This is a genomic window from Nitrospirota bacterium (genome assembly GCA_016214855.1).
GTDB lineage: Bacteria > Nitrospirota > Thermodesulfovibrionia > Thermodesulfovibrionales > UBA6898 > UBA6898.
The window spans coordinates 100,463-126,410 of sequence record JACRMT010000004.1; the positions used below are offsets into that span (position 1 = coordinate 100,463).

Genomic DNA, 25,948 nt, shown 5'->3' on the forward strand with positions numbered 1-25,948 from the left:
CGAGTGCTAACTTATTTATATTACAAAGTAATTTATCATGTCAAGGATAAAGACGATCGGAAAGGTGAAAAAAGTCCTGTTTACTGCGGGTGAAAGAGGAGGGGCCTTCCGGCCCCTCCCCATATTTTAGAATTCTACGTCAAAGGTAAGATAGATATTATTCGCTTTTCTGAGAGGCGGATACATTTGAGCATCCATCGGATTAAAGGTATTCAGGTCGCTGATCTTTTTCGGTTCTCCAAGCCATCCGTTGCTGCCGGTATAGTTGAAGTTATAGTGCTGAAATCCCAGTCTCACAAAGGCCTTGCCCAGTTTTGAGATCGGCTTGCTCCTGATCTCCTGGATCAGGTAGGCCTCATACACATCGCCCCTTGTGCCGAGTTTGCTTGCCCACATATCATCTGCTGCCGGGGCAAAGGCTATCCAGTATTTGGAGCCGTGGTTGTATTCCAGCCCGATCTTCGTGCCGGTGGCCTTGACATCGTACCGAGCGCCGAGATAGACCGCTGAACCGGTATGGTTTTCTCTCGACGTTCCATCGTTAAGAAGGCCATAGTCGCCGGTAAACTGCATATCGCCGGTATCGAAGCTGCCGTTGCCGTTCATATCCATAAAGCCGAAAGGAAGAGAATACGTCCTGCCGCTCGGATGGGACCTGCTCATGGCTGCCGATGCGAAAAGGTTCAGGTCGCCGGGTCCGACATTGTTGATCTTGCCCATCACGAGACTGCCCAGCTGATCGATATCTCCGACGTTTGCCTGCACATCTCCCCAGGCTGGTATCGGCGGGTTGCTCATCATGTTAAAGGCTCTGTTCCACTGCAGCTCAACGCGGAGATTTTCCGTGTCGTATGGAACAATGTTCAGGCCGATCAGGTCCGTATCCTTCAGTCCGTTGTTCAATGGTCTCATGCCGCTGTCAAAGCCCCTGCCGTAGCAGAGCTTGGCATAGGCGCCAGGAAGGATATCAATGTCCGGAGCAACGCCGAGGGTCATACCGTCAAAGGCATAGTCGACAAGGAGAGCCGGAACTCCGGAGTTTCCGCTATATTCCCTGTTCTGGCGCAGATTGGAAGGGACGCCGCCGGTGGAAGGTCTTCTGCCTACAGAGAACCAGACCGGCTGGTTGGCGATGTTGCTCCAGGTAGCAAAGGCCTGGTCAACCCGCAGCACGCTGTCCTGAGGGATGTGACTTACGTTGCCGTCAAATACACCCGACTTCTCGGGGGAGAAGAACTGGTCAGATACAGCGCTTGAGTCACTTCCGCCAAATGTCTTGTACATAAGCAGTCTGGCCTTGACCGTAATATCCTCGGTTGCCCGTGCCCTGAGATTCAGCCCGAGACGGTTTGTCATAAGAGTGTCGTTCTTCGGATCGTAGCTGCTGGTCGGCCTTGTATAGGTGTACATGTTGACACCTGGGATGGGAGAGGGCAGGGGTCCATACTGGGTCGTCGGATCATACTGCATATAATCGTGCACGTCGCCCCTCAATGAATCGAGCCTGAAGCGGTAATCGCCGCCGATCTCAAGCCAGGAAGGTTTCTTTGCATCGTCTGCCTTCTTCTCGACTTTCGTGATCCTCTGTTCTTTTACTTCGTCCTTTTTCTGGATCTCCTGCATCTGCTGCTTCACCTTGTCCAGTTCCCTGGTCAGATCCTCGATCTTCTTGACGAGATCTGCCTGGTCAACGGCAAGAGCAGGAAGAGGAAATATGATAGACAGAGCTATCATTGCTGCCAAAAATAACCGCATACTACACCTCCATATGGGATATTGCCCGATCCCGCCATGCGGGACGGTGCCCGGTCTGTTGCCTAACAGCCGGGCTTTGTGCCTTTCAAGTCGTTCGCTCCGTCAATGACGTTCTTGCCGTCCCTGACAGAGTATCTGATCTTAACCTCGTCGTCCTTGAAGAGCCGGTCGTCCAGCTTTATCAGCGCCTTCTCATTCTTAATGACAAAGGTCATCTCCTTGCCGTCATCAGTCCTGATGACGAGCGTTTTGGCCTCAAGGTCATAGTCTTTGATCTTGCCCTTAATACTCAATTTTTCCTCTGCAAGAGAAAACCCTGCGAGCAGAGCAATGCAGAATGCTGCCATTACCGCCACCATGATCATCCTTTTCGCTTTCATCTGTTCTCCTTTTCCCTGACGGGAGAGGGTGTCAACAGGGCACCCCCCTGAATTATCGTTATTTTTTTGCTGCTGTCCTTTTCTCGGACCTGCCAGGCTGTTCGCTCAGTGTTCTTGTGCCGACTCTCATGGGATCGCCTGCATAGCCAAGGGCTTTCCAATCGAGTCGTTTGCCTTCCATGTGACAGTCCTTGCATTTTAGCGACTGATCCTTTGGAGCAACCTCATGGTTAATGCTGCCATAGAAGGCTGTTTCGACGAATTGATGTCTGCCACTATAGGGAAGTCCAGAGCCTTTGGCCCCGTCAATGAGCCCTTTTTCCCAGTCAAAATGCTCCCAGACGCCTTTATAGGTCTGAGGAATGAGAAGGTATTGGAATGCGCTGTCCATGGGCTGTCTGCCGGTATGCACCTTAAAGGGATAGATCTTTGCGCCGCGGTCCTTTATGCTTCCTGTCGGCTTTGAGATATAGACGGTCTTTGAGGGGTCCTTAATCTTGTCGCCCTTCATGTACCGCTCGATCTTTCCGTCATACCAGGCATAGGTCGGGATAACGTTCATTTCCCATACAAAGTTACCTTTGTGTTTTGCATAGGTTTCCTTGCCGAACTGCTCCTCGGGCTCAATATCTTTGCCGAGCGTGGACCAGTCCCATCGCATCTTTGTGGCCTGACCCCTGGCGAACGCCGGTACATGACAGGTCTGGCATGCAACCGACTGCATATGCTGTCCGAGAACTTTCCTGGATGCCGAGTCCTTATGCGGGTCCCTATGGCAGTCCTCGCAGCTCACTCTGCCGTCATTAGTCGCAAGGAAGGTTGATGCGCCTGCGATCCTGTGGTCCTTGACCGTGTGACAGCCCTGGCAGGACATGTCAGTAACGCCTCCCATATGAACGTCATGGTCGCGCGTCGGTTTTGCCATGGTCGAATCAAGGTCGCCGTGCTTGACCGCATCGCCCCCTCCGCCATAGAAGTGGCAGACGCCGCAGTTATCGCGATTGGGTGATGCGACGCTCTGGGCAGCCTTTGTGAGATTCATCTTGCCCTGTTCCATGAGCTTGCGGTCCGGCTCTCCGGCAAGACCCTTACGGTAATTCCCTTCCTTTGCGTGGCATATCAGGCAATCTATCTTGGTCTTGTCCGTGAAGGTGAAGGTATTGTCCACCCAGCCATAGCTTGGGTGACACTTGGCACAGAACTCCTCGTTTGCGCACTTCTCACCTCCCTGGATCGAGATGCAGAAGTTGTTGATCATGTTCAGCTTGCCGTATTCTTCCTTGCTGTTCTCCATGCCCTTGATCGTCCTGGGCAGCCCTTTCCATTTCCAGTGAGGTGTCTTCATGAAATCCTCTGCCTGCTTGTCATGACACTGGAGGCAGGTCTTTGTAACATCTTCGCCTGATTTGAAGGGACCTTTCAGATACTGCGCGTGGTCCGCAGCATGCGAGATGCCGATAACCATGCATAACGACGTGACAGCTGCAGACGCGATTCTGAGAACAGTGACATTCATGCAGACCTCCTGCCCGACGGGCATTCTACAAGCGATTTGTTAATAAGAAATGAATGGTTGTCTGTTCTGCAGCGCTCTGGGAAAGGGAAGTGATGGAATGAAGAAACAATAACCGGAATATGATCATCTGCTGCAACAGATACGCATTCTCCTTGTGAATCCGCTTTCATCAAGAGTACTTTGCCATAGCATAGGTGCAAAGTCAATAAGATTCTTAACTAAATACATAAGAACATATGATTATTCTAATTTGATGATAGGCTGTCCGCCTCTGCTCACCGAAAACCGGCTGGTCTTCTATCTGATGTGAGTCCTGCGGGGAGGTGTATGGTAAAATGTTGCGCAATGCATAATGAAAAAAAGAAAATGACGTATCGGGCACAGATCATAGGAAGTGCTGAAAATGATCTTGTGCTGCCGCAGTTCCTTGGCATTGAACATGGCATAATCCGGTCCCTTTCCAGCCAGAGCCCGAACGATCCGGAGCAGGAGATCGTTGATCTCGGGCAGCTCGTAATAGCACCGCTTTTTTGCGATCATCACCTTCATTTTCCCGGAAATTCCGCGTTAAAGGCCGATGACGCAGGACGCCGGATTCTCTGCCATGGCATAGGGAGAGTATTTGAAGGAGGTGATAAGGCCGGCCGAGGGCTGACGGTCAGAGATGCACTGAAGGGCAGACTGCAGATAAGGGCAGCCGGCTATGCGCTATTCAGGAAGGGAGGGTACGGCACTGCCATCGGGCAGGGTGTTGAAGATGCGGAGGACGCTTTAAGAAGGATCGACGAGCTTCAGTCCCTGTCAGTTGATTATATAAAGATCATTCATTCCGGTATTTACGAGCCTGAGTCAGACCTGATCACGGCTGGCGGCTTTGGTACGGCAGAGCTGGGGCGCATTGTGGACCATGCAAGGAAGAGAGGCCTTGATGTCTATTGTCATGTGAATGGTGACAAGGAGGTTAAGGAGGCGGTTGACGCAGGCGTAACCGCTGTTATCCATGGCCTGCGCGTAAGCGATGCAACGCTGTCAGCCATGGCTGCCAACAACGTAGCATTCATACCTACCGTGCATGCATTTCATGGCCTGCATGCCATTGCCAGGTCCGATACCGCAAGGCAGAACATAGAGAGGTCGGTCAACGGGCATCTGTCTGCAGTCAGCAAGGCCTATGAACTTGGCGTGAGGATCCTGCCGGGAAGCGATGCCGGCCCCAGTTTTTTACCCTACGGCAGTTCGTATCTGGCGGAGCTTGGCCTCCTTGAGAAGGCTGGCATCCCGTATCCAAATCTCATTCGGGCTGCTTCCATGACTGCTCTGCAGGTGAATGCCTCAGCGGATTTTCTGGTCCTTGATGGTCTGTCGGTAACCCGGGTCGTGATGGCCGGGCAGGTGGTATACTGATCCGTATTTCTGACGCAAAATAGTATATGTATTTGCTACTATAATAATTACGTTAGAGTGAAACGATAAGGGAGGATAACGGACATGAGGACCATATCACTATTTTTGTTGGGACTGCTGATGCTTGTCTCTTCGGCTGCAGCTGCCGAGACCTTCAAAACAGTAACAGCGGACGAGCTGAAAAAGATGATCGACAGCGGAAAACAGATCACTGTTGTGGACACCCGCACAGAGGAAGAATTCAGGCAGGGTCACCTGCCAAAGGCAGTGAATATCCCGCCTGAAAAGGTGAATAACATCGGAGATCTTCTCCCGAAGGCCAAGAACAGGCCTGTTGTTTTCTATTGCAGGGGCGTTGGCTGAGGTCTTTCAAAGCAGGCTGCGGTCGCAGCCGAAAAGGCGGGATACACAGACATACAGATCTTTCAGGCCGGTTATCCCGAGTGGACTGCAAAAGGGTATAAGACTGTAACTAAATAAGAAGAAAAGGGAGACGACCATGCGGCGTATTGTTATCCTGTTCTCAGTATTACTTCTGTTCTGCGCGTCTGCTTATGCAGGGGAGAGAAGCGCGTCCGGGTCTGTTGTCCTTGCCGAACGGCAGGCAGCGGATGTCCGGGTCGTCATGTACATGACAAGCTGGTGACCCTACTGCAGAAAGGCCCGTGAGGACCTTAAGAGACTTGGTGTACAGCTGGTTGAATACGATATTGAAAAAGATGAAACAAAGAAAAAGGAAATGAAGAAGCTGACCGGCGGCTCGACCATGGTTCCGGTCATCGATATAGAGGGGATCGTCATCAGGGGCTATGAGCCTGACGAGATCAGGCATGCTGTCGAGAAGACGAGGAAAGGCCCGAGATAACAATGCCGAGGTTCTGCTCTGTCCTCCTTCTTCTCATCTGCCCGGTTTTGTGTTTCCCTGTCAGGGCCTTTTCCGTCACCCGGGGAGAAGCAGCTCCTGCATTTGCGCTTTCCGATCTTCAGGGCATGAAGCACACACTTTCCGATTATACCGGCAAGGTTGTCTTGATCAACTTCTGGGCAAGCTGGTGCGGAGAATGCATTACCGAGATGCCGTCGCTGAACACGGTACATACGCAGTTCAGCGACAGGGGGCTTGCGGTGCTCGGCGTGACCGTTGACAGAATCACTGAAGATGCGCGCGCTGCGGCAAAGAAAGCCCGTATTGCCTTTCCGATACTCGTTGATGCGAGGGGCGAGGTCTTTATCAGAAAATATGCGGTGATCGGTCTTCCGACAACGATCGTTCTGGACAGAAAGGGCGTTATACGGGAGATCCTCGTCGGTTCTCAGGATTTTCAGGAAAAAAAGATCAGGGACATGCTAGTTTCCTTACTGAATGAAAGAACTGCCCCTTAACTGTTTTGCCCGGCCGCGTTCAGTTCAGGGAGCCATGGCCCTTTTCCGTTTCAGAGCGCAGTTTCTCTCTTTTCTTTTCCACAGACCGATAGATACAGATCATGAAATATGCTGTTGTCTTCAATTTGCTTCCAGTCTGCGTTTGACCGGTGACGTGAAGCGATGATATTGCTGTCGTCTCTGAAATAGATCGTTGTTGTGTTCCTGTAATGGGTTTTCCTGCAGTCTATCTCGGAGAGGTAACCGATATATTCGAGATCGCTGCTGTTTTTCTTCATAGCCTTCAACTGCTGCCCCGCTGCAAGAAAAACGTCGGAACCTTTTTGCGGAAACAGATAGATCCAGGCGCTGACCGCACTGTTGTCGAGGCGGGTGAGGGTCTTTTCATTGATATGCAGATCGTCCCTAAGCGCTTTCCATCCTTCGGGTACGGCTGAAAAGGCCGGAATAACCGATAGTGACGCCAGCAGCATCAGCCAGAGGAGGATCATTGCAGGTTTTTGTTTCATGCTCTTCTCCCTGTATCGTTATTTGTTTTGATGGCAGCCTGTGCAGATACGCCCTTTGGTGAGCCGCAGTTTCTTGTATGAGTCAGCACCTACAGCCGCTGCGCTTTTCACGATGATGCCTGCCTGATGGGGATTATGACAGGTTGAGCAGGTGATCCTGCCCCTGTTCAGAAGCGGCAGCAGCACGCCCTGTTCTTTGGCATGCTGCTTCATGAATGCCAGTGTCTGACGGCGTGGCTTTATCTGAAAATGTGCATTAAAGAAGCTGGCAGGCATTGGAGGGTGACACCTCCAGCAGATGAATGCTACATCAGCCCTGAATATGACCTGTATACGGGTGGCCCGCTGGTCAGGAACGGCAGCGTGACAGACGAGGCAGATCGGTCCGTTGTTTACCACCCGAATGGTCCCGTCAGGTTCTGTCATGACATGAGGATTAAAGCTCAGGTCCAGATCTAAGGTATGGCATCGCGAACATATCTCCCTTCGGTCTGCATAAGGTGCGCCGCGGAGCAGCCCGGGATTGGAGAGCCTGTTCGTCCCGTGCGCCTCATGACAGGTAAGGCATTGCATCTCGCCGTCCAATAGGGGAAATCTGCTGTCTATGTCCCTGTCAGGAGTAAAGTTTACCGGGTGATGGGTTTCGCTATAGTGGTGGCAATCCATGCAGACGGAGGACATGTCCAGATCCGGCGCAACTGCGGATGCCTCGTCATAGGCAGGCGTCGATGTCCGGTGGCACATGACGCAATCCGTATGATACTGGTCAATGGCCTGTTGAGCTGCTTCACTGTAAACGACAACAGACAAAAGAAGGAGCGTCAGAAAGATCAGACAAAAAACAATGTGCCGTGTCCATCCATCAGCTGCTGCTCTCATTCGCTGCCTCCACGGGTAAGGATTTAGTTCCATGGTGTGATGCGGTCGTATTCTTGCCGTTGAAAATGAAATTGAGATGAACTCCTTATGAGAACTAGTTCACAATACAATTGCCTTAACCAAAATGACCGCTATATAATTGAAGGCCTTGGCACATGAACACGCTTGGGGGTATCCATGACAGAAGAAAAGAAAGAACGCTGGCTTAATTATCTTGCGCTCACTACCGTGATATTTGCGGTCTGCGCCACGCTCTCGACATTCAAGGGAGGCGGCCATTCCACAAAGGCTGTGCTAAGCCAGACCATGGCGTCGGACCAGTGGGCCTATTACCAGTCAAAGAGCATTAAAGGCTATCTGTATGAGCTCCAGAAGGAGGAACTGGATCTGGAGCTGAAGTCTCAGGGTTCAAGAGTGTCCCGGCTGATGAAGGATGAGTTTGCGAAAAAGATCGCTGCATACGAAGAGAAGATAAAAAAATATGAAGGAGAGAAGGAGAAGATACAGGCTGACGCCAAGTCCTATGAGCAGAAGAGGGACAGGGCACAGAAGCACCAGCAGGCATTTGGCGTTGCAGTCATCTTTCTTCAGATAGCGATCCTGCTGTCTTCTGTTTCGGCGCTGCTGAAGAAGAAACCTCTCTGGCTGGTGAGTCTCGGCGCCGGTGTTGTGGGACTGTTCTATTTTGCCAACGGTTTCCTCCTCTTCATAAAATAAACTGCATGCAGAAGGTCCATCTTAAAAGAACGAAACGGTTGCATGGCGGACATCTTTGGGTATTTTCCAACGAACTGCATGAGGGTCTGAAAAACTATGAACCGGGTTCCCTTGTCGAAGTCTATGACATGCACGATGAGTTCATCGGTATCGGGTATATTAATCCTAACAGCCTCATAGCGGTTCGGCTTCTTACCCGTGAACGGCACAGCATTGACCGTGAATTTATAGCTCAGCGGATCAATGCTGCGATCACCCTGAGAAAAAGACTTATCGGCGACAGGGAGGCTTTCAGGGTCATATACAGCGAAGGGGATTACCTTCCGGGTCTCATTGCAGACACGTACGGCGCATGTGTTGTCCTTCAGTTCCTTACTTTTGGTATGGACGCCATGAAGGATATGGTGATCGAACTGTTCGACGAGATCCTCAGGCCGGAGATCATTGTCCTGAGGAACGAGAGCAGGGTGAGAACCCTTGAGGGATTGCCGCAGTACAAAGAGATCGTGAAAGGCAGCCTTGAGAGTCTGCCGATGATCAGGGAAGACGGACTTTTTTTCGAGATCGATCCCTATGAGGGCCAGAAGACCGGGTTTTTCCTTGACCAGAGAGAGAACAGGGTCTCTCTTAAGCGATACATACAGCACGGAAAGGGATTGGACCTCTTCTCCTATATCGGCGCGTGGTCAATGCACCTTGCATCGGCCGGAGCAGAGATCACCTGCGTGGATTCGTCCGACAGGGCTATTGCTCAGGCCAGACGAAACGCTGACCTGAATGACCTGGGCAGCAGGATCGATTATGCGGTTGAGGATGTCTTTGCCTTTCTTGATAAGGAGCTCCGAAACGGGGAGGGAAGATACGATTTTATCGTCCTTGATCCCCCTGCCTTTGTAAAGAGTGCAGGCAAGCTGAAGGAAGCAGCAAAGGCCTATCGTGAGATCAATGAGCTATGCATGAGGCTCCTTAAGCGCGGCGGGATACTCGCCTCATCCTCCTGCTCCTATCATATGAGCAGAGAGCTCTTCGTTGATACGCTGAATGCTGCGGCAAAAAATGCCCGCCGCAGCCTGCGGCTGATCGAGTTCCGTTCTCAGGCCCCTGATCATCCCGTGCTGCTTTCCATGCCCGAGACCGAATATCTCAAATGCGCCTTTCTTGTCGTTGATTGATCGCCGGTCTCGGCAGCCCCCCCCGGCAGATCGTTTTTTGAAAAGGGGAATGCGTTCATGGGCGTATTGGCGTATGGTATAATCCAGGATATTTGGCAATAATAAGGGTGGATGATGAAGAAAAGTATGCTCCTGATGAAAGGGAATGAGGCGTTGGCCGAGGCTGCGCTGAGGGCGGGTTGCAGGTTCTATGCCGGCTATCCTATAACGCCCCAGAACGAGATCCCTGAATACCTGTCCAGGAGAATGCCGGAGGTCGGCGGAACCTTTATCCAGGCCGAGTCGGAGATCGCTGCCGTTAACATGGTATACGGCGCTTCAGCGGCCGGGGCACGGGCCATGACCTCGTCGAGCAGCCCGGGTATGAGTCTTAAGCAGGAGGCGATCTCGTTCCTTGCAGGCGCTGAGCTTCCGGCTGTTATCGTCAACATCCAGAGGGGCGGGCCGGGCCTCGGCAATATTGCTGCGAGCCAGGCTGACTATTTTCAGGCGGTGAAGGGCGGCGGTCATGGCGACTACCGGTGTCTGGTCTATTCGCCGTTCAGCCTGCAGGAGATGTGGGACCTCACCCTGCGTGCTTTTGATAAGGCTGATGAGTATCGTACCCCTGTTATAATCCTCGGCGACGGCGTTGTCGGCCAGATGATGGAGCCGTTTCGTCCGACTGCCTATAAGAATCCGAAACTGCCGAAAAAGAACTGGGTGCTTGACGGCGCAAAGGGAAGGAAGCCCCGCGTTATCCGTACGCTCTACATGGGACAGGGAGAGCTTGAGCAGAGGAACATCAGCCTCCAGAAAAAGTACGACCGTATGAAGCGGAAAGAGGTCATGTTCGATGCGTATGATACAAAGGACGCCAGGCTCGTTGTCGTTGCCTTTGGCATTGCTGCACGAATAGCGCTTTCCGCTGTCAAGGAGCTTCGGCGTGAAGGAAAGAAGATCGGCCTGTTTAGACCAATAACCCTGTTTCCGTTCCCTGAAGAACAGCTTGCAGCGCTTTCCGAAAAGGGAAGGCGTTTTATCGTTACCGAGATGAATGCAGGCCAGATGGTTGATGATGTGAGGCTTGCGGTGAACGGAAGATCAGAAGTGCTTTTCTACGGCCGGCCCGGCGGCGCGGTCTTTAATCCAGAGGAGCTGTATCAGAAGATAAAGGCAGCATACGGAAAGCCGAAACGATAACGTTCTCTGCAGTAATTCGGTTCAACCTCCTGTCACCTGAGTGGTTTGCCCGCTGTTTTATCGATATACGCCTTATTTTCGCAGGGTATTGCAACGCTTGCATGACAGGCAGACGGCGGGTAAGATAGAGCTATGGGAGCGAAGAAGATCCTTATTGTAGATGACGAACCCGACATTGTTGAGCTGCTCTCCTATAACCTGAAGAAAGAAGGGTTTGAGGTCGCCTCTGCTTTGGACGGCAATGAAGCCGTTGGCCTGATCAAAAAAGCTGATTTCGATTTTCTGATCCTTGACCTGATGCTGCCGGGTGTCCAGGGCATGGAGCTCTGCCGTGTTCTGAGAAATAATCCTGCTTCCCGGCATATCCCGGTGATCATGCTCACGGCAAAAGGAGATGAGATCGACCGGATCGTCGGCCTCGAAACTGGCGCTGACGACTACATGACCAAGCCGTTCAGTCCAAGGGAGCTCGTAGCCCGCGTCAGGGCTGTTTTGCGCAGGGCAGGCGAAAGGGCTGCTGAAGACAGAACGATCCGCGCAGGTGAACTGGTGATCAACAGGGAGACCTATTCGGTCACAAAAAAGGATCTGCCGATCGCACTCAGCTCTACAGAATTCAGGCTCCTGCTCTACCTTGCGGAAAGAAAAGGCAGGATCTTCAGCAGGGACCAGCTTCTTGATGCAGCATGGAAGGACGAGGCGTTCGTGGAACCCCGGACCGTGGATGTGCATATCAGGCGTCTTCGCACGCAGATTGAGGATGATCCTTCTGATCCCCGCTATATAAAGACGAGAAGGGGAATAGGATACTACATGGACGCTGACCTGTGAACAGAGGTCTCTTCAGACGCATCTTTATCCTCTATGCCGTGGTGATCGTTCTGGCTGTTGCCTTTGTCGAGATCTTCATAACCTCGGCGGTCAGGGACAATTACCGGGAGATCCTCAGAACCAATCTCGCCTCCCAGATAAATCTTATTGCCAGGAGTGTCTCATTCAGCCAGACCAATCTCGACAGTCTTTGCAAAGGGCTGAAGAAGGATATCAATGCGAGGGTCACGATCATCAATCTGGACGGCCGTGTCGCAGGAGATTCGGATACGGACTCATCTCTCATGGACAATCACCTTCACCGAACAGAGATCGAGCAGGCGCTTTTATTCGGGACCGGCATGGCTATCAGGCACAGTGACACCATTAACTACGACTTTCTGTATCTCGCCAGAAAGGTTTCGCAGGGACAGGGGGAAGGTTTCATACGGCTGGCAGTGCCGCTCAGGGATGTGGACAAGGCGGTGAACCTTCTCAGGATGAAGATCATCCTTACGGTCGTGGCTGTCCTGCTGGCAACCTGGATCTTCTCGATCTGGCAGACTGACCACTTGCGCCGGATGCTCACGCAGATCACGGATTTTTCGAAGTCGCTCTCGAGGGGTGAAATCGACAAGCGGCTTTTCCTGAAGAACGCCGGTGAGTTCAATGAGATCGCAGACAATCTTACGTCCATGTCGATCAGGCTGCAGGGGACAATAGCAGAGAGCGAAGAGGAGAAGAACCGTCTTAAGGTTATTTTCAGGAGTGTGCCCGATGCCCTTCTGATCATCGATGCCAAAGGGATCATAACGCTTTCGAGCGCTTCTGCGCGTGAATTCTTCGGCGATATGCCGATGAGAGGGCTGTTGTTCGCGGAGGTTGTGAGAAACCATGAATTTGCGGACATCATGGATGAAGTGCGCAGGAGTCTTTCGCCCGGCATGACCGCGTTCAGGATAGACCATCCTGCTGAAAAGTATCTGAGCGTCCGGGTGTCGCCGCTTTTCTATCATGAACATGAACTTTCCGGTTTTGTTGCGATCTTTCACGATATAACGCAGATGGAGAAGCTCGAACAGGTAAGGAAGGACTTTGTGGCCAATGTATCCCATGAACTGAAGACGCCGATCACGGCGATCAAAGGATTTTCCGACACGCTCCTTGATGGAGCAATGGATGATCGGGAGAATGCCCTGAGGTTTATTCAGACCATCAGGTCAAACAGCGAACGCATCAACAGTCTTGTTGACGATCTCATGACGATTTCCAGGATCGAACTGGGTGTGATCAGCGTTGAGAAGTCCCTGATCGATATCGGAGATGTATTCGAGAGCGTGGCGGAGATATTCAGGGACAGGGCCTTGGCAAAGGGGCTCTTCCTTGAGGTTGTCGGGAGCCCTGAACTGCTTCAGGTCTCAGCCGACAGGGACCGCCTGATCCAGATCCTGACCAACCTGGTCGACAATGCAATAAAGTTCACGGAAAAAGGCGGTATCACTCTTGGCGCTGACAGGGAAGATGGCCGGCTGTATCTCTTTGTTGAGGACACGGGCATAGGAGTTCCTGCGAAATTCGTATCGAGGCTGGGCGAACGTTTTTTCAGGGTTGATCCCGGCCGCTCGCGTACCATGGGCGGCACCGGTCTCGGCCTTGCTATTGTCAAGCACCTGGTAAAGGCCCATGGCTGGTCCATGCGGGTTGAGAGTGTCCAGGGAAAGGGGACCAAAGTGATCATTTTTGTGTCATGATACCTGCCGAAGACCCGTTTCATTCCATTGACAGCCCGGTGCTCTTTCTATATTATTAATCACTACCCGGAGGTACAAAATTGTATGGGACTTTTTCCTAAAGAAACAGATTTTTTCGAGATCCTTGACAGGGACGCCCTCAATATTACGAAGGCCAGTGTCATGCTTGTTGCACTTATGGAAAACTTTGAGCGGCTTGAAGAGCGGGCCAAGGAGATCTATGAGGTGGAGCAGGAAGGCGATGTGCTTACTCACGAAATCATGAAGAAGCTCAATACAACGTTCATTACACCGATCGACCGGGAAGACCTCCATGAACTTGCCGCAAGTCTTGATGACATTCTCGACCTGATTTGGGGTGCTGTCGACAGGATGGTCGTTTTCAAGATCACCGAGGCCACGTACGAAGCAATAGACATGTCAAAGGAACTCCAGACAACAACCGAAGTTATCCATAAGGCGATACACAAGCTCAAAGAAAAGCAGTACGGCCATGTCCAGGACTACTGTATCGAGATCAACCGGCTCGAGAATAAGATCGACCGCATGTTCCGCGATGCGCTCGGCAGGCTCTTCGAAGAAGTAAAAGACCCGATTCTCATTATCAAGTGGAAAGAGATCTATGAGCATCTTGAAGATGCATCGGATAAGTGCGAGGACGTGGCGAATGTCCTTGAAGCTATTGTTCTGAAGTATGCATGATGCGCTTCATTCATTGATTTCTGCTTATTGGCCGCCACTGCTGCATCTTCTTTGCAGTCTGCAGGATTGAGGCATGGAATTAACCGTAATCCTGCTTATTCTGCTCGCCCTTGCATTCGACTTTCTGAACGGGTTTCACGATTCTGCCAATTCCATTGCAACCGTGGTTTCGACCCGCGTTCTTTCGCCAAGGGCAGCTGTGCTCTGGGCGGCCTTCTTCAATTTCATAGCATTCCTCTTTTTCGGGCTGCATGTTGCCAATACGATCGGCAAAGGCATCATCGACATCGCGATTGTGGACAAAACAGTCATATTCGGGGCTCTGATGGGAGCCTGCAGCTGGAACCTTATCACCTGGTATTTCGGTCTTCCGACCAGCTCATCTCACGCATTGATCGGCGGTATGATCGGCGCTGCACTGGTGAAGGCAGGCACGTCAGCTCTTGTCTGGAAGGGTATTATCAAAACCGTCGTCTTCATTGTTATATCGCCGACTGTCGGGCTTTTGCTGGGCCTCGGCTTCGGCCTCCTTATTTACCGAATTTTCAGAAGCAGCCCCAGAACGCTGGTTGACGGTTTCTTCAGGAAGGGCCAACTGGTCTCGGCTGCAATGTATAGTCTTGGCCACGGCGGCAATGATGCGCAGAAGACTATGGGTATTATTGCAAGCCTGCTTTTCAGCGCCGGTCTTCTTGGGGAGAAGTTTTATGTTCCATTCTGGGTTGTGATCACCTGTCATAGCGCTATTGCGCTTGGTACGATGATGGGCGGCTGGCGTATCGTCAAGACCATGGGTCAGAAAGTGGCAAAATTGACGCCTGTTGACGGGTTCTGTGCGGAAACAGGGGCTGCAACTGTACTCTTCGTCTCTTCTGCTTTGGGTGTCCCGATAAGCACCACGCATACCATCACCGGATCAATTATGGGGGTAGGTTCAATTAAGAGGCTCAGTGCGGTTCGCTGGGGTGTGGCAGGAACCATTGTCTGGGCATGGATAATAACGATCCCCTGTTCGGCAGCGGTTGCCGCTGTCTCCTGCCTGGCTGTCAATCTCTTTTCCCGATAACTGCAGGCCGTAAGGAATTACCGGCCCTGTTTCTGATCTTCAGAAAAGCCGGTATCTGCAGGTCACTTCAAATGTCTGAGAACTGCCTTGAGTATGTCGGCCCTTGAAATGATCCCTACCAGCATATTCTGCTCATCCACCACCAGGAGCCTGCGAATCTTCTTCTCGTCCATGATTTGTACGATTTCCGCGATATTCGTATCGGGTGTTGTGGTCAGCGCAGGGGATGTCATAACATCTCCCACAATATCTCCCATCTTCCGCTCCGGAAGAGGCTCGCCCAGCATATGTTTCAGAAGGTCCTTGAATGTCCGGTCTTTTCGGATTCCTACCACAGACAGAATATCAGCCTGCGTTATAATGCCGACCACCTTTCCCTGTTTGTCCACAACCGGGATCCCGCTGATATTGCGTGAGGCGAGGATGTCGGCTACGGCAAGGACACTCTCGAACTTCTGCACGGTAATGACGTTGGTGGTCATCACATCCTTTACCAGCATATCTAATCCTACGGTTGACCGTAAATGGCTTTTGCTCTGTGGGCTCATCATTTCTCCTTCGTTAATTATAAGTTTCGATACTTATTATAAATGACCGGTTCAAAAAAGGAAGCAAAAAAATCGTATTATTATTTCAACAGGTACAGCGACGAAGGCGCGAAGGTCAGAGCCTGTTACGAGGCACAGTATCAGAGAGAAGAATGCTATAATTGACTCTCGGGAGTGCTATCATAACCACGGCAGATACCTATCAATAAAGTGAGGTCCATAATGGCGGAAAACCGAATAGAAATAGACAGCGATCTTTGCACCGGCTGCGGTTTATGCATCAGCGTATGCCCCACAGGCACCCTCTCGCTCGTGGACGGAAAGGCTGCTGTCACGGAAGGGGATTCGATCTCCTGCGGCCATTGCGAGGCAGTCTGTCCGCAGGCTGCAATCCGTGTCCCTGCTATCGATGAAGCGATGTCGGACTATACAACCTTTAATGCAAAGAAAGACTGGCTTCCTCCCGGAACATACAGCACGTCCGGCCTGGTGCAGCTTATGGCCTCCCGGAGGTCCTGCCGAAGCTTTAATGACAAGTCCGTAGACCGGGACATTCTTGAAGACCTCGTAAAGATCGGCATCACTGCACCGTCCGGAACCAACAGTCAGGCCTGGACCTTTACCATTCTGCCGACAAGGAGAGCGGTGATTTCCCTTGCAGGTCATGTCGCATCCTACTTCGGGAAATTGAACAGTACTGCAGAAAAGACCCTGCTTCGTCTCTTCCTGAAGCTGATAGGCAAAGGAGAGCTTGACGCCTATTTCCATGGCTATTATCAGAAGGTGAAGAGGGCGCTTGAACAATGGCATGATGCCGGCAGGGAACATCTCTTTCACGGAAGCACAGCGGCTATAGTTATCGGCTCCAGACCCGGGGCAAGCTGTCCTGCTGAGGACGCCCTGCTCGCTGCGCAAAATATCCTGCTTGCTGCACACAGCATGGGCCTCAGTTCCTGTCTTATCGGATTTGCCGTAGCAGCAATGAGGAAAGATCCCTCGATCCAGCAGTCCCTCAATATGCCGGCTGAAGAAGCGATCCATGCAGTTATCGCCCTCGGATACTCCGACGAAGTGTATCAGCGCACAACTGGCCGCAAGAAGCCCATTCAACGCTATTTCGAAGGCTGACAGGCCCCTTTTTGTAATTCCGCATGGAGATTTCCACCTGAACAGTTAGGTTATAATAACCATAGTTTTTATCATGCACTACACTCTTTTTCTTATATCAGCGTTCTTTCTGGGATGCCTGGCAGCAGTGCCTGCCGGACCTGTCCAGATCGAGGTCTTGCGGCGGTCGATAAACGGCAACCTGAAGGCCTCTTTTATGGTTGTGCTCGGGGCTTTTCTTGTTGATCTGGTCTACGGTTTTATCGCTTTTTTCGGGATCGCGCCTTTTCTGAAGAATGAGAAGGTCATGGCGTTATTCTGGCTGATCGGCGGACTGATCCTGGGACTGCTCGGCATACTCAGTCTGCTGCATGGAACAAGGGAGCAGGAGAACGTCCCGCATCCTGCACATCTGAAGAGAAAGCGGTGGGCACTTCTGTCAGGGTTGACGCTTTCGGCCACAAACCCGGTGATGGCGCTTTGGTGGCTTTCTGGTGCACGTGTTTTTCAGGATATCGGCCTGATCAGGGAGCTCAATACCGTGATCGCGCTGTCATTCCTTGCAGTAGGCAGCCTTGGCCTTGCTGCGTATCTGATCGGACTCTCCCTGTTCATCTACTGGGCCAAGAAGTTCATCTCAGGCAGGACACTCAGGAGGATCAATATCTTCTTCGGCCTTCTGCTTATCCTTACCGCGTTCTATTTCCTCTATACCTCTCTCCATTCACTGCTGCATATCTAGGTCCTTGTGAACCTGGCGACGAACGCCCGGGATGCCATGCCAAAAGGCGGCACCTTCACGATCAGCACTGAAGTGGTTGCCCTGGATGAAGAGTTTACCTCCAGCCGGGGGCTCAGTATGCCGGGCATGTATGCCCTGATCAACATTTCAGATACAGGCCTTGGTATGGACAGGGAAACCCGGCAGAAGATCTTCGAGCCCTTCTTTACGACAAAAGAGGTTGGCAAAGGCACAGGGCTCGGTCTTGCCGTTGTGTACGGCATCATCAAGCAGCATGACGGATATATCAATGTGTACAGTGAAAAGGGGACGGGTACAACATTCCGGATATATCTTCCGCTCATGGCCTCTGAACAGACAGAAGACAGAGCAGCTATAGCGCAGGAGCTGCCTGTTGCAGGAGGCACGGAAACGATTCTGATGGCCGAGGACGAGGAAGCGCTGCGGAAGCTTAACCACAGCGTACTTGAGCAATATGGGTACACGGTCATCGATGCTTTTGACGGCGTGGATGCTGTTAACAAGTTCAGGGCGAATAAAGACAGGATCAGTCTCCTCCTGCTTGACATCATCATGCCCAGGATGAACGGCAGCGAAGCCTATGATGAGATACGGAAGATAAATCCTGATATAAAGGTCATCTTTGCCAGCGGGTACTCGCCTGAAATTGTCCGGCAGAAGGTGCTGCTTGATGATGAGGCCCCGTTGATCTTCAAACCGATCTCTCCCTTTGACCTTTTGAGAAAGGTAAGGGCAACGCTGGATTACGCCGGAGCATAGCCGCGCGGCTTCTCCATTTGCTTGACCGAAGATAATTATCTGATAGACTAAGGTATGCAGGTAACCTTTACTGCACGGTAAGCAACAGATCCATTCCCGAATATGGAGGCATAATTATGACAAAGGCAAGACCGGAAGGGTATCAGAGCGTTACACCGATGCTTGTGTTGAAGGATGTACGTAAGGCGATTGAGTTCTACAAAAAGGCGTTTGGAGCTGTGGAACGGTATGTTATGCCCGGGCCGGACAACAAGGGAGTGATGCATGCCGAGATCCTGATCGGCGATTCGATCCTCATGATGGGAGAAGAAAGTCCGAACGAGCCTTGCAAGAGTGCGGAAACCGCGGGCGGCTCACCGGTCAGTTTCTACATCTACCTTGAAGACGTGGATAAGGCCTTTCAGGTCGCACTGGATGCCGGCTGCGTAATGCGGATGCCTGTGCAGGAGATGTTCTGGGGGGACCGCTTCGGCTCACTGAATGACCCCTTCGGGTACAATTGGAGCCTTGCCACGCATACCAGGGACCTGACAGATCAGGAAATCCAGGAAGGCGCCAAAGCCATGTTCGCGGCAATGGAGAAGAAGTAGAAACTCGGAAGACCGATCAATATTACGGTCGTCATTGACCGCTTTTCATCAGTTATCCAGGTGACCTGAGTGAAGTATATCCTCAACCATCCTATCAGGGGTATATTGTCCGCTGTACAGAGCAGTCAGGGCGCCGGTCATAAAGGCTATCTGCCGGTCAACAGAACCGGTATTCCCCACCCAATCTTCAACTATTTCCCGGGTTATATCCTTGTTGGCTGTCTGGACCTTTCTGGTAAGAGTATTATATAAGCTGTCTAATATGGGCATTTGTTATGCCTCCTTTATCTACACCTTTATTATACCATGCAGAGGCAATGGGGCTTCTGATAAAGGTTTCCGTTGATTATGCCGGGGGATGCTGTAGAATGAAACTAAGACTTATCAAGGAGGATACCATGAGCAAGGAAAAGAACAAACAGAAACCGAATGCAAAGAAAAAAGCGCAGCACAGCCTGAAAGAAAAAAGACTGGCAAAAAAAGAGAAGACTGACGGCAAGCCCGCCCAACTGATGTCCAGGTGAAGATGCAATGGGCAGGGCTGTCCTGATGTCATGACCAGAACTGACCCGAATAATGCAGAATAACGATACGCGATCCGGCAGCGAACTTCACCACGAGATCTTCGGTTCGATCCTTGACCGGACCGAGATGACGCCCTTTCTCCTGCTCCCGGCAACAGGTTATGCGTCAGCACTCACGCAGGCTGCCAGGATCATGGCCAACCGCGGCTTCGACATCATCAACAACACCGAACTTCAGGAGAGTGAGAAGGAACGGGCAGACGGGTACATCGAACGTGTGTACCGGTATTTCCTCTACTGGCTCTTCCCCTTTGTGAGAAGTCAGATGGAAGGACTCGCTCGACTGCAGTCCCCTAACGCCGCTCTCTACAGTCAATGCCAGAATGCCCTGGCAGAGATCGAGGCGGTCCTGTTGGACACGGAATTCAGGCGGATCGTGGGCCAGGACCCGCGGCATCTTTTCCTCCTCGCCTCGTCGCGCAGATATCCGCATGTTTTTTACGGTCATGCGAACAGGGACCGCGACGTTCCAGAGGCATGGCAGCAAATGGCCTGTTCAATGCTCAAGATGGCACATCTTATCAAGTCAGTGGAAGAAGACAGCCAGGATATCAATGACTATGCCCGGCTCGGCTTCTTTCTGGAGGCCCAGGGCCAGAGCCTTGACGACCTGTACCACTATGACTGGGACAATCCGAAGCATATCCCTGACAATGAGCCTGCGCAGAGGGCATTTGTGAAGGTCTCGACCTTCTTCCACAAATTGAAGGAATCGCTTGCGTTCGATGCGAACGAGGGCTGTCTTGTCTTTAACAGCGGAGATGGTGTATCCGTCCCTATCGTTGAGATCAAGGCAAGGCTCAAGAGCCCTGAGAGCATGTTCACCAAGCTTGGCAAGGACCTGGAGGCTGAGGCGTATGATATCCTGGACATCCTGGCAATAACCTTTATCCTCAGGAGCATGGACGACACGTTAAAGCTCTTCCATTCCCTGCAGAAGAGGGGAGTCATCCTGCAGGAAAATACGGTCTCTCAGTCGATCACCCAGACCCTTTTTGATAGTCCTGAGAGCATGCGGGAAGCGGTGAGGCGGCTGATGGTCAGTCTTGCGCAGAGCGGCGGGAGCTATGAACTGCCGTCCGAGGGCGATCTGCTTGCCAATGCCAGGACGTTCTACGAGGCCTTGAGCGTGAACGCTGCAAAGAACCTGCACTCATCGGTCGGGCATAGGAAGTTCCAGTGTAAGCTCGCATTCTCCGTGCCGATCCACCATACTGCCGAAACGAACGAGATCATGATACCCGGCACTCCTGCCTATGCCTTTCGCGGCCAGGTCAGCAAGAAGACCCAGCAGCATACGCTGGGGGTGGAGCTGCGCATATCAGACGAACAGAGCTGGCGCGCTTCCGAGCTGAAGGGAGACTCTCATCATGATGCGTATAAGTTCCGGCAGCTTGTTGCAGTGATGAACAAGATCTTTCATGGCAGGTTCCCGATAGTGAAAGAAAGCCTTGCGCAGCTCAGAAGAGACCAAAGAGCTCTTTTCCCATGAACGAGAGCCAAAACTCTGCAAGTGGTATTACTGATTGGCAGGTTGCGTATTGACATCACAAGAGAACAGGGCAAGGAGACCATATGGGAGGGAGGGGTATTGATAATATTATTAAAACCTCCCCATACCCCTCCTTGGTAAGGAGGGGATTATTATCCAACAAGCCTGTAACTGAAGGGCTACTCTCATTAGCAAGGAATCTATTGGCAGGCCAGCAGGAATGATAATACAATTATGAATAAAGCGTTAACAGATCACCTGTCCCATTGTAAATGTTGCCCGCGCAGATGCGGGGTGGACCGGCTTAACGGGAAGACCGGTTTTTGCGGGGTGAGTTCAGACATTTTAATTTCCCATGCAGGTCTGCATTTTGGGGAAGAACCGCCCATCTCCGGAACAGGAGGTTCAGGCACCATTTTTTTCAGCGGCTGCAATCTTCGCTGCGTGTTCTGCCAGAATTTTCAGATAAGCCAGGAATTTAAGAAGGGATATACCCGGATTCTCTCAGAAGATGATCTGGTATCTGAAATGCTGCGGCTTCAGGATGCCGGTGCACATAATATCAACTTTGTCTCGCCGTCTCATATGATCTTTCAGATGGCTGATGCGATCAGGAGTGCCAGGCAAAAGGGACTGGTTATTCCTGTTGTGTACAATTCGAACGGTTATGATTCCGTGGAAGCACTCCGGCAGATTCGGGGTCTTGTTGATATTTATCTTCCGGATATCAAATATCTGGACAACAGGCCCGGAAAAAAGTTTTCTTTGGTAGACGACTATGCAGATATTGTTCCCGATGCTCTCAGGGAAATGCTGGATCAGACAGGCAGCCTGAAAATGGATAACGCAGGCATAGCCATGCGCGGGTTGCAGGTCCGGCATCTGGTATTGCCCGGGCAATTGGACAACAGCCGGAACTGCCTCCGTTTCCTGGCAGACTTGTCGCCGGATATTCATGTCAGCATCATGTCGCAGTATTCTCCACAATATAAGGCAGGCGCTTATCCCCGGATCAACCGGTCACTGACAGAAGATGAATATGACGAGATTACGGACTATGCACTTGGGCTGGGCCTTAGGAATGCCTTTGTACAGGAACTCAATAGCCGTGACCATTATCTGCCTGATTTTGATCAGGAAAGTCCTTTCAACCCGAACAGCTAAAGAACTTTACAAGAGAGCAGTGCTACTTTGCAGGCTTGCCAAGGAGCAGGCCGATGTATTTATTGATCGGATTACTCCTCTTCAGAAATGGTACAGGCGGTTTTTTTCGTGAGCCGAGCTTTCTCATCTCCCACTGAATGTCGCTGTTTTCAGGGTCGTTCTTCAGACCCTGCTGCAGTGTCTTGATCGCTTCAGCCTTGCGGCCTGCCTTCAGATACGCCCTTCCGAGGTTCAGATAAAAAACAGGATAAAAGAATTCACTGCCAAAGGGCATAGAGATATCCAGTGCTTTAATGGCGTTTTCGCAGATGGCAATGCCATCCTTGGTGTTATTCTCGACGAGGGCGATGAGACAGCCGTAGTATGAGAGAAGAAAGGCATCTGTGGGATAGTTCTCAAGTCCCTCCCGAAGCGTATCGAGGGCCTGCCTGCCCTTGCCACGTCTTAACAGCTGCTGCACTTCCGAGAAGTATTCCGCCTTGAGTTTCTGTTTCTTTGATTGATCCGCGATAAAACTGGCGATAACGTTCTTGTGATGCTTCTCCATAAGGTCAGCTATCCGCGCATCAAGATCTTTTATTTTGAGCAGATGGGCATAATCAGATTTCTTTGAGGCAATAATCTCCCCCTTCAGAAAGACATTCGTAATAATCTTGCAGGATTTTCTGCCCATGTCCTCGGTCTGGACATGATAGGTCACATTGTCCACTGATATGTTGCTGCTGAACTCGTGAGAGGTCTTTGAGGTGATTTTGATTTTCGTCTTGTCTGTCATGTCTTCATTGTATCAAAAAATTAGAATAAGATAGCCATATGGTTATCATTGCTTATGAACGTAACCTTCGATAACAATATCATCTCCGAGGCGACGGACTGATGTTCTTGTCAGCACATGAGCGTCCTGAAGGCGTCTGAAGGCCTTTCCCCCGACTGCCGGAAATGATCTTTCTCCCCCGATGATCTTCGGCGCAATATAGAAAATGACCTTATCAACGATCCCTGCCTCAAGACAGGAGGATGCGAGGGATGAGCCCCCTTCGACGAGCACTGAAACGATCCCCTCAGTTCCAAGCTGTTTCATGAGCCATTGCAGGTCAACTCTGCTGCCAACATGTTCCATAATCGAAATGCCTCTTGTCTGCAGCATCTTCAGCTTTTTCTTTGATGATCCATCACTCGCAACGATGATTGTCCCGGGCGGACAGTTCAGCACGTTTGCATCGGATTTGATCTCCAGATGCGGGTCAAGGATAATCCGTATCGGGCTCTTCATCCTGCCGGTTCTGCAGGTGAGCAGGGGGTCATCAGCCTTTATGGTGCCAATGGCTGTCAGAAGAGCATCGACCTTTCCCCTCAGCATGTGTACTTCTTTTCGGGCTTTATCGCCGGTGATCCATTTTGATTCTCCCTCCGGGGTCGCGATCTTCCCGTCAAGGGTCATGGCGACCTTGAGGATTACGAAAGGGCGATGCGTCGTAATATGGCTGATATAGAATTCATTAAGTTGTCGGGCCTTTTCTTCGAGAATGCCTGAAATGACCTCGATACCGGCTCTTCTGAGTTCATCGATACCCTTGCCCGCCACCTTGGGATTTGGATCTTTCATTGCCACAACGACTTTTTTTATGCCTGCTGTCCTGATCTTCTCGGTGCAGGGAGGTGTTCGCTTGTCCTTATGGCAGCACGGTTCAAGGCTGACATAGAGCGTTGAATCCGATGCATCCAGACCGGCCTTTTCGATCGCAATCACCTCGGCATGCGCTGTGCCTGCCTTTTTGTGATAGCCCTCGGCGATGATCCTGCCGCGCCTGACCAGCAGCGCGCCGACCATCGGATTAGGGCTTGTCATGCCTTCTGCTCGTCGGGCAAGCACGAGTGTCCGCCTGATATACGCTTCATCTGTCATATTTTTTAGCTTAGCATAAATTTCTTTTTAGATAACAGGTTGGGACGGATTGAGGGGCGCAGAAAAGAACTGAAGAAATGTCCCGTAATTATGATATAATTTTACCGGAGGACCAATGAATACGATTATTTTAACTGTCTTAACCGGTGTTGTGACCATTCTCGCTGCGGTAATGATCCCTCTGCTCCTTGAAATCAGACGCACCGTAGCTGCGTTGCGCCAGACAACCGAGCAGAACCTGAACCCTGCGCTTCAGGAACTCCAGGAGACGCTGAAGAGCGTGCGGCAGATAACGGATAATGTGAATGTTATAACCTATGACGTTAAGCAGTTCTCCGGCGCCATCCAGCAGATCGGCAGCAAGATCAACGCGGCAAATGCAATCGTGGACAGCATCACCTCATCAATGACCATACGGACTCTAAGCCTGAACGCAGGCGTCAGGGCAGCTGTATCATTTTTTATTGCCAATTTACGCAGAAAAGGAGAGAGATCATGAAAGACGAAGGTTTTGGATCAGGATCACTATTATTATCATTTCTTCTGGGAGGCGTTGTAGGTGCCGGCCTGGCATTGCTCGTTGCACCCCAGTCCGGAGAAGCGACCCGCAGGAAGATAAAGGAACTGGCCGATGATATCAAGGACAGGACGAATGACTATATCAATGAGGCCAGGGAAAAAGTCGGTTCTGTCACTGATGAAGGCAAAGGATTCTATGACGAGAAGAAGTCCCTGATCAAGGCTGCCATCGATGCAGGCAAAGAGGCTTACGAAAAGGAAAAAGAGAAGTTCGCAAAGGGTTAAGATGCATGAGCTTTCGATCGCTCAGAACGTGCTCGAGATCGTTTCTGAACAATGCACCAGGAGCGGGCACACAAAAATAGATTCGGTTAATCTCCGGATAGGCAGGGCGTCAGGGATCATGCCTGACGCCCTCATTTTTGCTTTTGACGCGATCAAGTCAGACTCGATCGCCCGGGATGCTGTGCTGAATATTGAAGAAATCCCGGTGACAGGCCTTTGCAATGATTGCTCTCACAGCTTTATCGTTCAGGAGGAATACATTTTGAACTGCCCGGCCTGCAAAGGCAGCTCCTTTCAGATCAGATCAGGCAGGGAGCTGGATATTATAGATATGGAGGTCTCGTAAACGTGAAGGTCAAGGTCGTAACCAAAATACTTGAAGCAAATGAACGTATAGCACGCGAAAACCGCAGGCTTTTTGATAATGCCGCCCTGTTTGTGATCAACCTCATGAGTGGCCCGGGGGCAGGCAAGACTTCCATCCTTGAAAAGACCCTGACCCTAAAGACCGGACTGAGGATCGGCGTTATTGAGGGCGACATTGCAGGCAGCGACGATGCAGAGCGCATTGAAAAGCACGGGGCTCCGGTTGTCCAGATCAATACCGGAGGCGCCTGCCATCTCGACGCCAACATGATCCATGAGGTGCTTCAGGACCTCCCGCTCCAGGATCTTGACCTGCTCTTCATAGAGAATGTCGGGAACCTTGTCTGCCCTGCTGAATTCAAGGTCGGCGAGGATATCAAGGTCATGGTCTTAAGCATTGCAGAGGGCCACGACAAGCCGCTCAAGTATCCTCTGATGTTCCAGGAATCATCTGCCCTGCTTCTGAACAAGATCGACCTTGCTCCTTATCTTGATGTTGATATCAACAAGATCAAAAAAGACGCATTGTCCCTTAATCCGGGCCTGAAAATTTTCGAGATCTCCTGCAAGACCGGTGAGGGCCTTTCTGCATGGACCGACTGGCTTAAGGAGAAGGCGCTGAGAAGCTGATCAGCAGGC

The 25,948-nt window shown here is 51.3% G+C and carries 32 protein-coding genes; 23 read left to right on the forward strand and 9 right to left on the reverse strand.

All coding sequences use genetic code 11. The annotated features are described in order from the left end of the window. Window positions 1-126: 126 nt before the first annotated feature. From HZB62_02470 to HZB62_02480, 3 genes are all read right to left on the reverse strand, one after another. A complete protein-coding gene (locus HZB62_02470) occupies window positions 127-1,755 on the reverse strand; it encodes a DUF3373 family protein (protein MBI5074024.1) in 1,629 nt (542 codons plus the stop codon). Between the two features lie 62 nt (window positions 1,756-1,817). Then, window positions 1,818-2,135, reverse strand: coding sequence for a hypothetical protein (locus tag HZB62_02475; GenBank protein ID MBI5074025.1), 318 nt, complete (start codon window positions 2,133-2,135; stop codon window positions 1,818-1,820). Window positions 2,136-2,193: 58 nt separating this feature from the next. Continuing rightward, on the reverse strand, window positions 2,194-3,600 hold the full coding sequence (locus tag HZB62_02480) for a tetrathionate reductase family octaheme c-type cytochrome (GenBank protein ID MBI5074026.1): 1,407 nt from the start codon (window positions 3,598-3,600) through the stop codon (window positions 2,194-2,196). Window positions 3,601-3,996: 396 nt separating this feature from the next. Between HZB62_02480 and HZB62_02485 the strand changes: the two genes are divergently transcribed. The 5 genes from HZB62_02485 (at window position 3,997) to HZB62_02505 (ending at window position 6,438) form a co-directional block, all read left to right on the forward strand. After that, on the forward strand, window positions 3,997-5,055 hold the full coding sequence (locus HZB62_02485) for an amidohydrolase family protein (GenBank protein ID MBI5074027.1): 1,059 nt from the start codon (window positions 3,997-3,999) through the stop codon (window positions 5,053-5,055). Window positions 5,056-5,139: 84 nt separating this feature from the next. Beyond that, entirely contained in the window at window positions 5,140-5,418 is a 279-nt protein-coding gene (locus HZB62_02490; GenBank protein ID MBI5074028.1) for a rhodanese-like domain-containing protein, read from the forward strand. Between the two features lie 136 nt (window positions 5,419-5,554). Further along, window positions 5,555-5,701, forward strand: a complete 147-nt coding sequence (locus tag HZB62_02495) for a hypothetical protein (protein MBI5074029.1) — start codon at window positions 5,555-5,557, stop codon at window positions 5,699-5,701. Window positions 5,702-5,749: 48 nt separating this feature from the next. Then, entirely contained in the window at window positions 5,750-5,920 is a 171-nt protein-coding gene (locus HZB62_02500; protein ID MBI5074030.1) for a hypothetical protein, read from the forward strand. A gap of 2 nt (window positions 5,921-5,922) precedes the next feature. Beyond that, complete coding sequence (locus HZB62_02505) at window positions 5,923-6,438, forward strand: TlpA family protein disulfide reductase (GenBank protein ID MBI5074031.1); 516 nt, start codon at window positions 5,923-5,925, stop codon at window positions 6,436-6,438. 50 nt (window positions 6,439-6,488) lie between these two features. Here the strand turns inward: HZB62_02505 and HZB62_02510 are convergent, their stop codons facing one another. Together HZB62_02510 and HZB62_02515 are read right to left on the reverse strand one after the other, a co-directional pair. Beyond that, complete coding sequence (locus HZB62_02510; GenBank protein MBI5074032.1) at window positions 6,489-6,947, reverse strand: hypothetical protein; 459 nt, start codon at window positions 6,945-6,947, stop codon at window positions 6,489-6,491. Window positions 6,948-6,965: 18 nt separating this feature from the next. Then, entirely contained in the window at window positions 6,966-7,826 is an 861-nt protein-coding gene (locus HZB62_02515) for a cytochrome c3 family protein (GenBank protein ID MBI5074033.1), read from the reverse strand. Between the two features lie 177 nt (window positions 7,827-8,003). Here HZB62_02515 and HZB62_02520 point away from each other — a divergent pair, with 177 nt between their 5' ends. From HZB62_02520 to HZB62_02550, 7 genes are all read left to right on the forward strand, one after another. Further along, window positions 8,004-8,543 (forward strand): DUF4337 domain-containing protein, encoded by a 540-nt coding sequence (locus HZB62_02520; protein ID MBI5074034.1) that lies wholly within the window; start codon window positions 8,004-8,006, stop codon window positions 8,541-8,543. 5 nt (window positions 8,544-8,548) lie between these two features. Further along, window positions 8,549-9,715, forward strand: coding sequence for a class I SAM-dependent rRNA methyltransferase (locus HZB62_02525; protein ID MBI5074035.1), 1,167 nt, complete (start codon window positions 8,549-8,551; stop codon window positions 9,713-9,715). Window positions 9,716-9,826: 111 nt separating this feature from the next. Next, a complete protein-coding gene (locus tag HZB62_02530) occupies window positions 9,827-10,897 on the forward strand; it encodes a 3-methyl-2-oxobutanoate dehydrogenase subunit VorB (GenBank protein MBI5074036.1) in 1,071 nt (356 codons plus the stop codon). Window positions 10,898-11,029: 132 nt separating this feature from the next. Continuing rightward, the gene (locus HZB62_02535; GenBank protein MBI5074037.1) at window positions 11,030-11,728 is read left to right on the forward strand and encodes a response regulator; all 699 of its coding nucleotides are present in this window, start codon (window positions 11,030-11,032) and stop codon (window positions 11,726-11,728) included. After that, a complete protein-coding gene (locus HZB62_02540; protein MBI5074038.1) occupies window positions 11,725-13,458 on the forward strand; it encodes a PAS domain S-box protein in 1,734 nt (577 codons plus the stop codon). Before HZB62_02535 ends, HZB62_02540 begins: the two co-directional genes overlap by 4 nt. Before the next feature lie 84 nt (window positions 13,459-13,542). After that, window positions 13,543-14,160: a DUF47 domain-containing protein gene (locus HZB62_02545; GenBank protein MBI5074039.1), complete on the forward strand. Its 618-nt coding sequence runs from the start codon at window positions 13,543-13,545 to the stop codon at window positions 14,158-14,160. A 73-nt stretch (window positions 14,161-14,233) separates the two neighbouring features. Beyond that, the gene (locus tag HZB62_02550) at window positions 14,234-15,226 is read left to right on the forward strand and encodes an inorganic phosphate transporter (protein ID MBI5074040.1); all 993 of its coding nucleotides are present in this window, start codon (window positions 14,234-14,236) and stop codon (window positions 15,224-15,226) included. A 62-nt stretch (window positions 15,227-15,288) separates the two neighbouring features. Here the strand turns inward: HZB62_02550 and HZB62_02555 are convergent, their stop codons facing one another. Then, window positions 15,289-15,726, reverse strand: a complete 438-nt coding sequence (locus HZB62_02555) for a CBS domain-containing protein (GenBank protein ID MBI5074041.1) — start codon at window positions 15,724-15,726, stop codon at window positions 15,289-15,291. A 270-nt stretch (window positions 15,727-15,996) separates the two neighbouring features. On the opposite strand from HZB62_02555, the gene HZB62_02560 reads away from it, so the two are divergent. The 4 genes from HZB62_02560 (at window position 15,997) to HZB62_02575 (ending at window position 18,993) form a co-directional block, all read left to right on the forward strand. Then, entirely contained in the window at window positions 15,997-16,902 is a 906-nt protein-coding gene (locus HZB62_02560; protein ID MBI5074042.1) for a nitroreductase family protein, read from the forward strand. A gap of 73 nt (window positions 16,903-16,975) precedes the next feature. Further along, window positions 16,976-17,623 carry a LysE family transporter gene (locus tag HZB62_02565; GenBank protein MBI5074043.1) on the forward strand — a complete coding sequence of 216 codons (648 nt, stop codon included), beginning with the start codon at window positions 16,976-16,978 and terminating at the stop codon, window positions 17,621-17,623. A 6-nt stretch (window positions 17,624-17,629) separates the two neighbouring features. Next, entirely contained in the window at window positions 17,630-18,403 is a 774-nt protein-coding gene (locus tag HZB62_02570; GenBank protein ID MBI5074044.1) for a response regulator, read from the forward strand. A 116-nt stretch (window positions 18,404-18,519) separates the two neighbouring features. After that, on the forward strand, window positions 18,520-18,993 hold the full coding sequence (locus tag HZB62_02575) for a VOC family protein (GenBank protein MBI5074045.1): 474 nt from the start codon (window positions 18,520-18,522) through the stop codon (window positions 18,991-18,993). 48 nt (window positions 18,994-19,041) lie between these two features. On the opposite strand, the gene HZB62_02580 is transcribed toward HZB62_02575, so the two are convergent. After that, on the reverse strand, window positions 19,042-19,263 hold the full coding sequence (locus HZB62_02580) for a hypothetical protein (protein ID MBI5074046.1): 222 nt from the start codon (window positions 19,261-19,263) through the stop codon (window positions 19,042-19,044). Window positions 19,264-19,361: 98 nt separating this feature from the next. Between HZB62_02580 and HZB62_02585 the strand changes: the two genes are divergently transcribed. The 3 genes from HZB62_02585 (at window position 19,362) to HZB62_02595 (ending at window position 22,233) form a co-directional block, all read left to right on the forward strand. After that, complete coding sequence (locus HZB62_02585) at window positions 19,362-19,517, forward strand: hypothetical protein (protein ID MBI5074047.1); 156 nt, start codon at window positions 19,362-19,364, stop codon at window positions 19,515-19,517. 52 nt (window positions 19,518-19,569) lie between these two features. After that, window positions 19,570-21,069 carry a hypothetical protein gene (locus HZB62_02590; GenBank protein MBI5074048.1) on the forward strand — a complete coding sequence of 500 codons (1,500 nt, stop codon included), beginning with the start codon at window positions 19,570-19,572 and terminating at the stop codon, window positions 21,067-21,069. 234 nt (window positions 21,070-21,303) lie between these two features. Next, window positions 21,304-22,233, forward strand: coding sequence for a radical SAM protein (locus HZB62_02595; GenBank protein MBI5074049.1), 930 nt, complete (start codon window positions 21,304-21,306; stop codon window positions 22,231-22,233). A 22-nt stretch (window positions 22,234-22,255) separates the two neighbouring features. Here HZB62_02595 and HZB62_02600 read toward each other — a convergent pair whose 3' ends face one another. Beyond that, on the reverse strand, window positions 22,256-23,008 hold the full coding sequence (locus tag HZB62_02600; protein MBI5074050.1) for a tetratricopeptide repeat protein: 753 nt from the start codon (window positions 23,006-23,008) through the stop codon (window positions 22,256-22,258). A gap of 45 nt (window positions 23,009-23,053) precedes the next feature. After that, window positions 23,054-24,139 (reverse strand): bifunctional diaminohydroxyphosphoribosylaminopyrimidine deaminase/5-amino-6-(5-phosphoribosylamino)uracil reductase RibD, encoded by a 1,086-nt coding sequence (gene ribD / locus HZB62_02605; protein MBI5074051.1) that lies wholly within the window; start codon window positions 24,137-24,139, stop codon window positions 23,054-23,056. Between the two features lie 115 nt (window positions 24,140-24,254). On the opposite strand from ribD, the gene HZB62_02610 reads away from it, so the two are divergent. The 4 genes from HZB62_02610 to hypB are packed head-to-tail and all read left to right on the forward strand — an operon-like array spanning window position 24,255 to window position 25,939. Then, the gene (locus HZB62_02610; GenBank protein MBI5074052.1) at window positions 24,255-24,638 is read left to right on the forward strand and encodes a DUF948 domain-containing protein; all 384 of its coding nucleotides are present in this window, start codon (window positions 24,255-24,257) and stop codon (window positions 24,636-24,638) included. Beyond that, complete coding sequence (locus tag HZB62_02615) at window positions 24,635-24,943, forward strand: YtxH domain-containing protein (GenBank protein MBI5074053.1); 309 nt, start codon at window positions 24,635-24,637, stop codon at window positions 24,941-24,943. The genes HZB62_02610 and HZB62_02615 overlap by 4 nt, the downstream gene beginning before the upstream one ends. Before the next feature lies 1 nt (window position 24,944). Beyond that, entirely contained in the window at window positions 24,945-25,289 is a 345-nt protein-coding gene (hypA, locus tag HZB62_02620) for a hydrogenase maturation nickel metallochaperone HypA (protein MBI5074054.1), read from the forward strand. A 2-nt stretch (window positions 25,290-25,291) separates the two neighbouring features. Continuing rightward, a complete protein-coding gene (gene hypB / locus HZB62_02625; GenBank protein ID MBI5074055.1) occupies window positions 25,292-25,939 on the forward strand; it encodes a hydrogenase nickel incorporation protein HypB in 648 nt (215 codons plus the stop codon). Window positions 25,940-25,948: the final 9 nt, after the last annotated feature.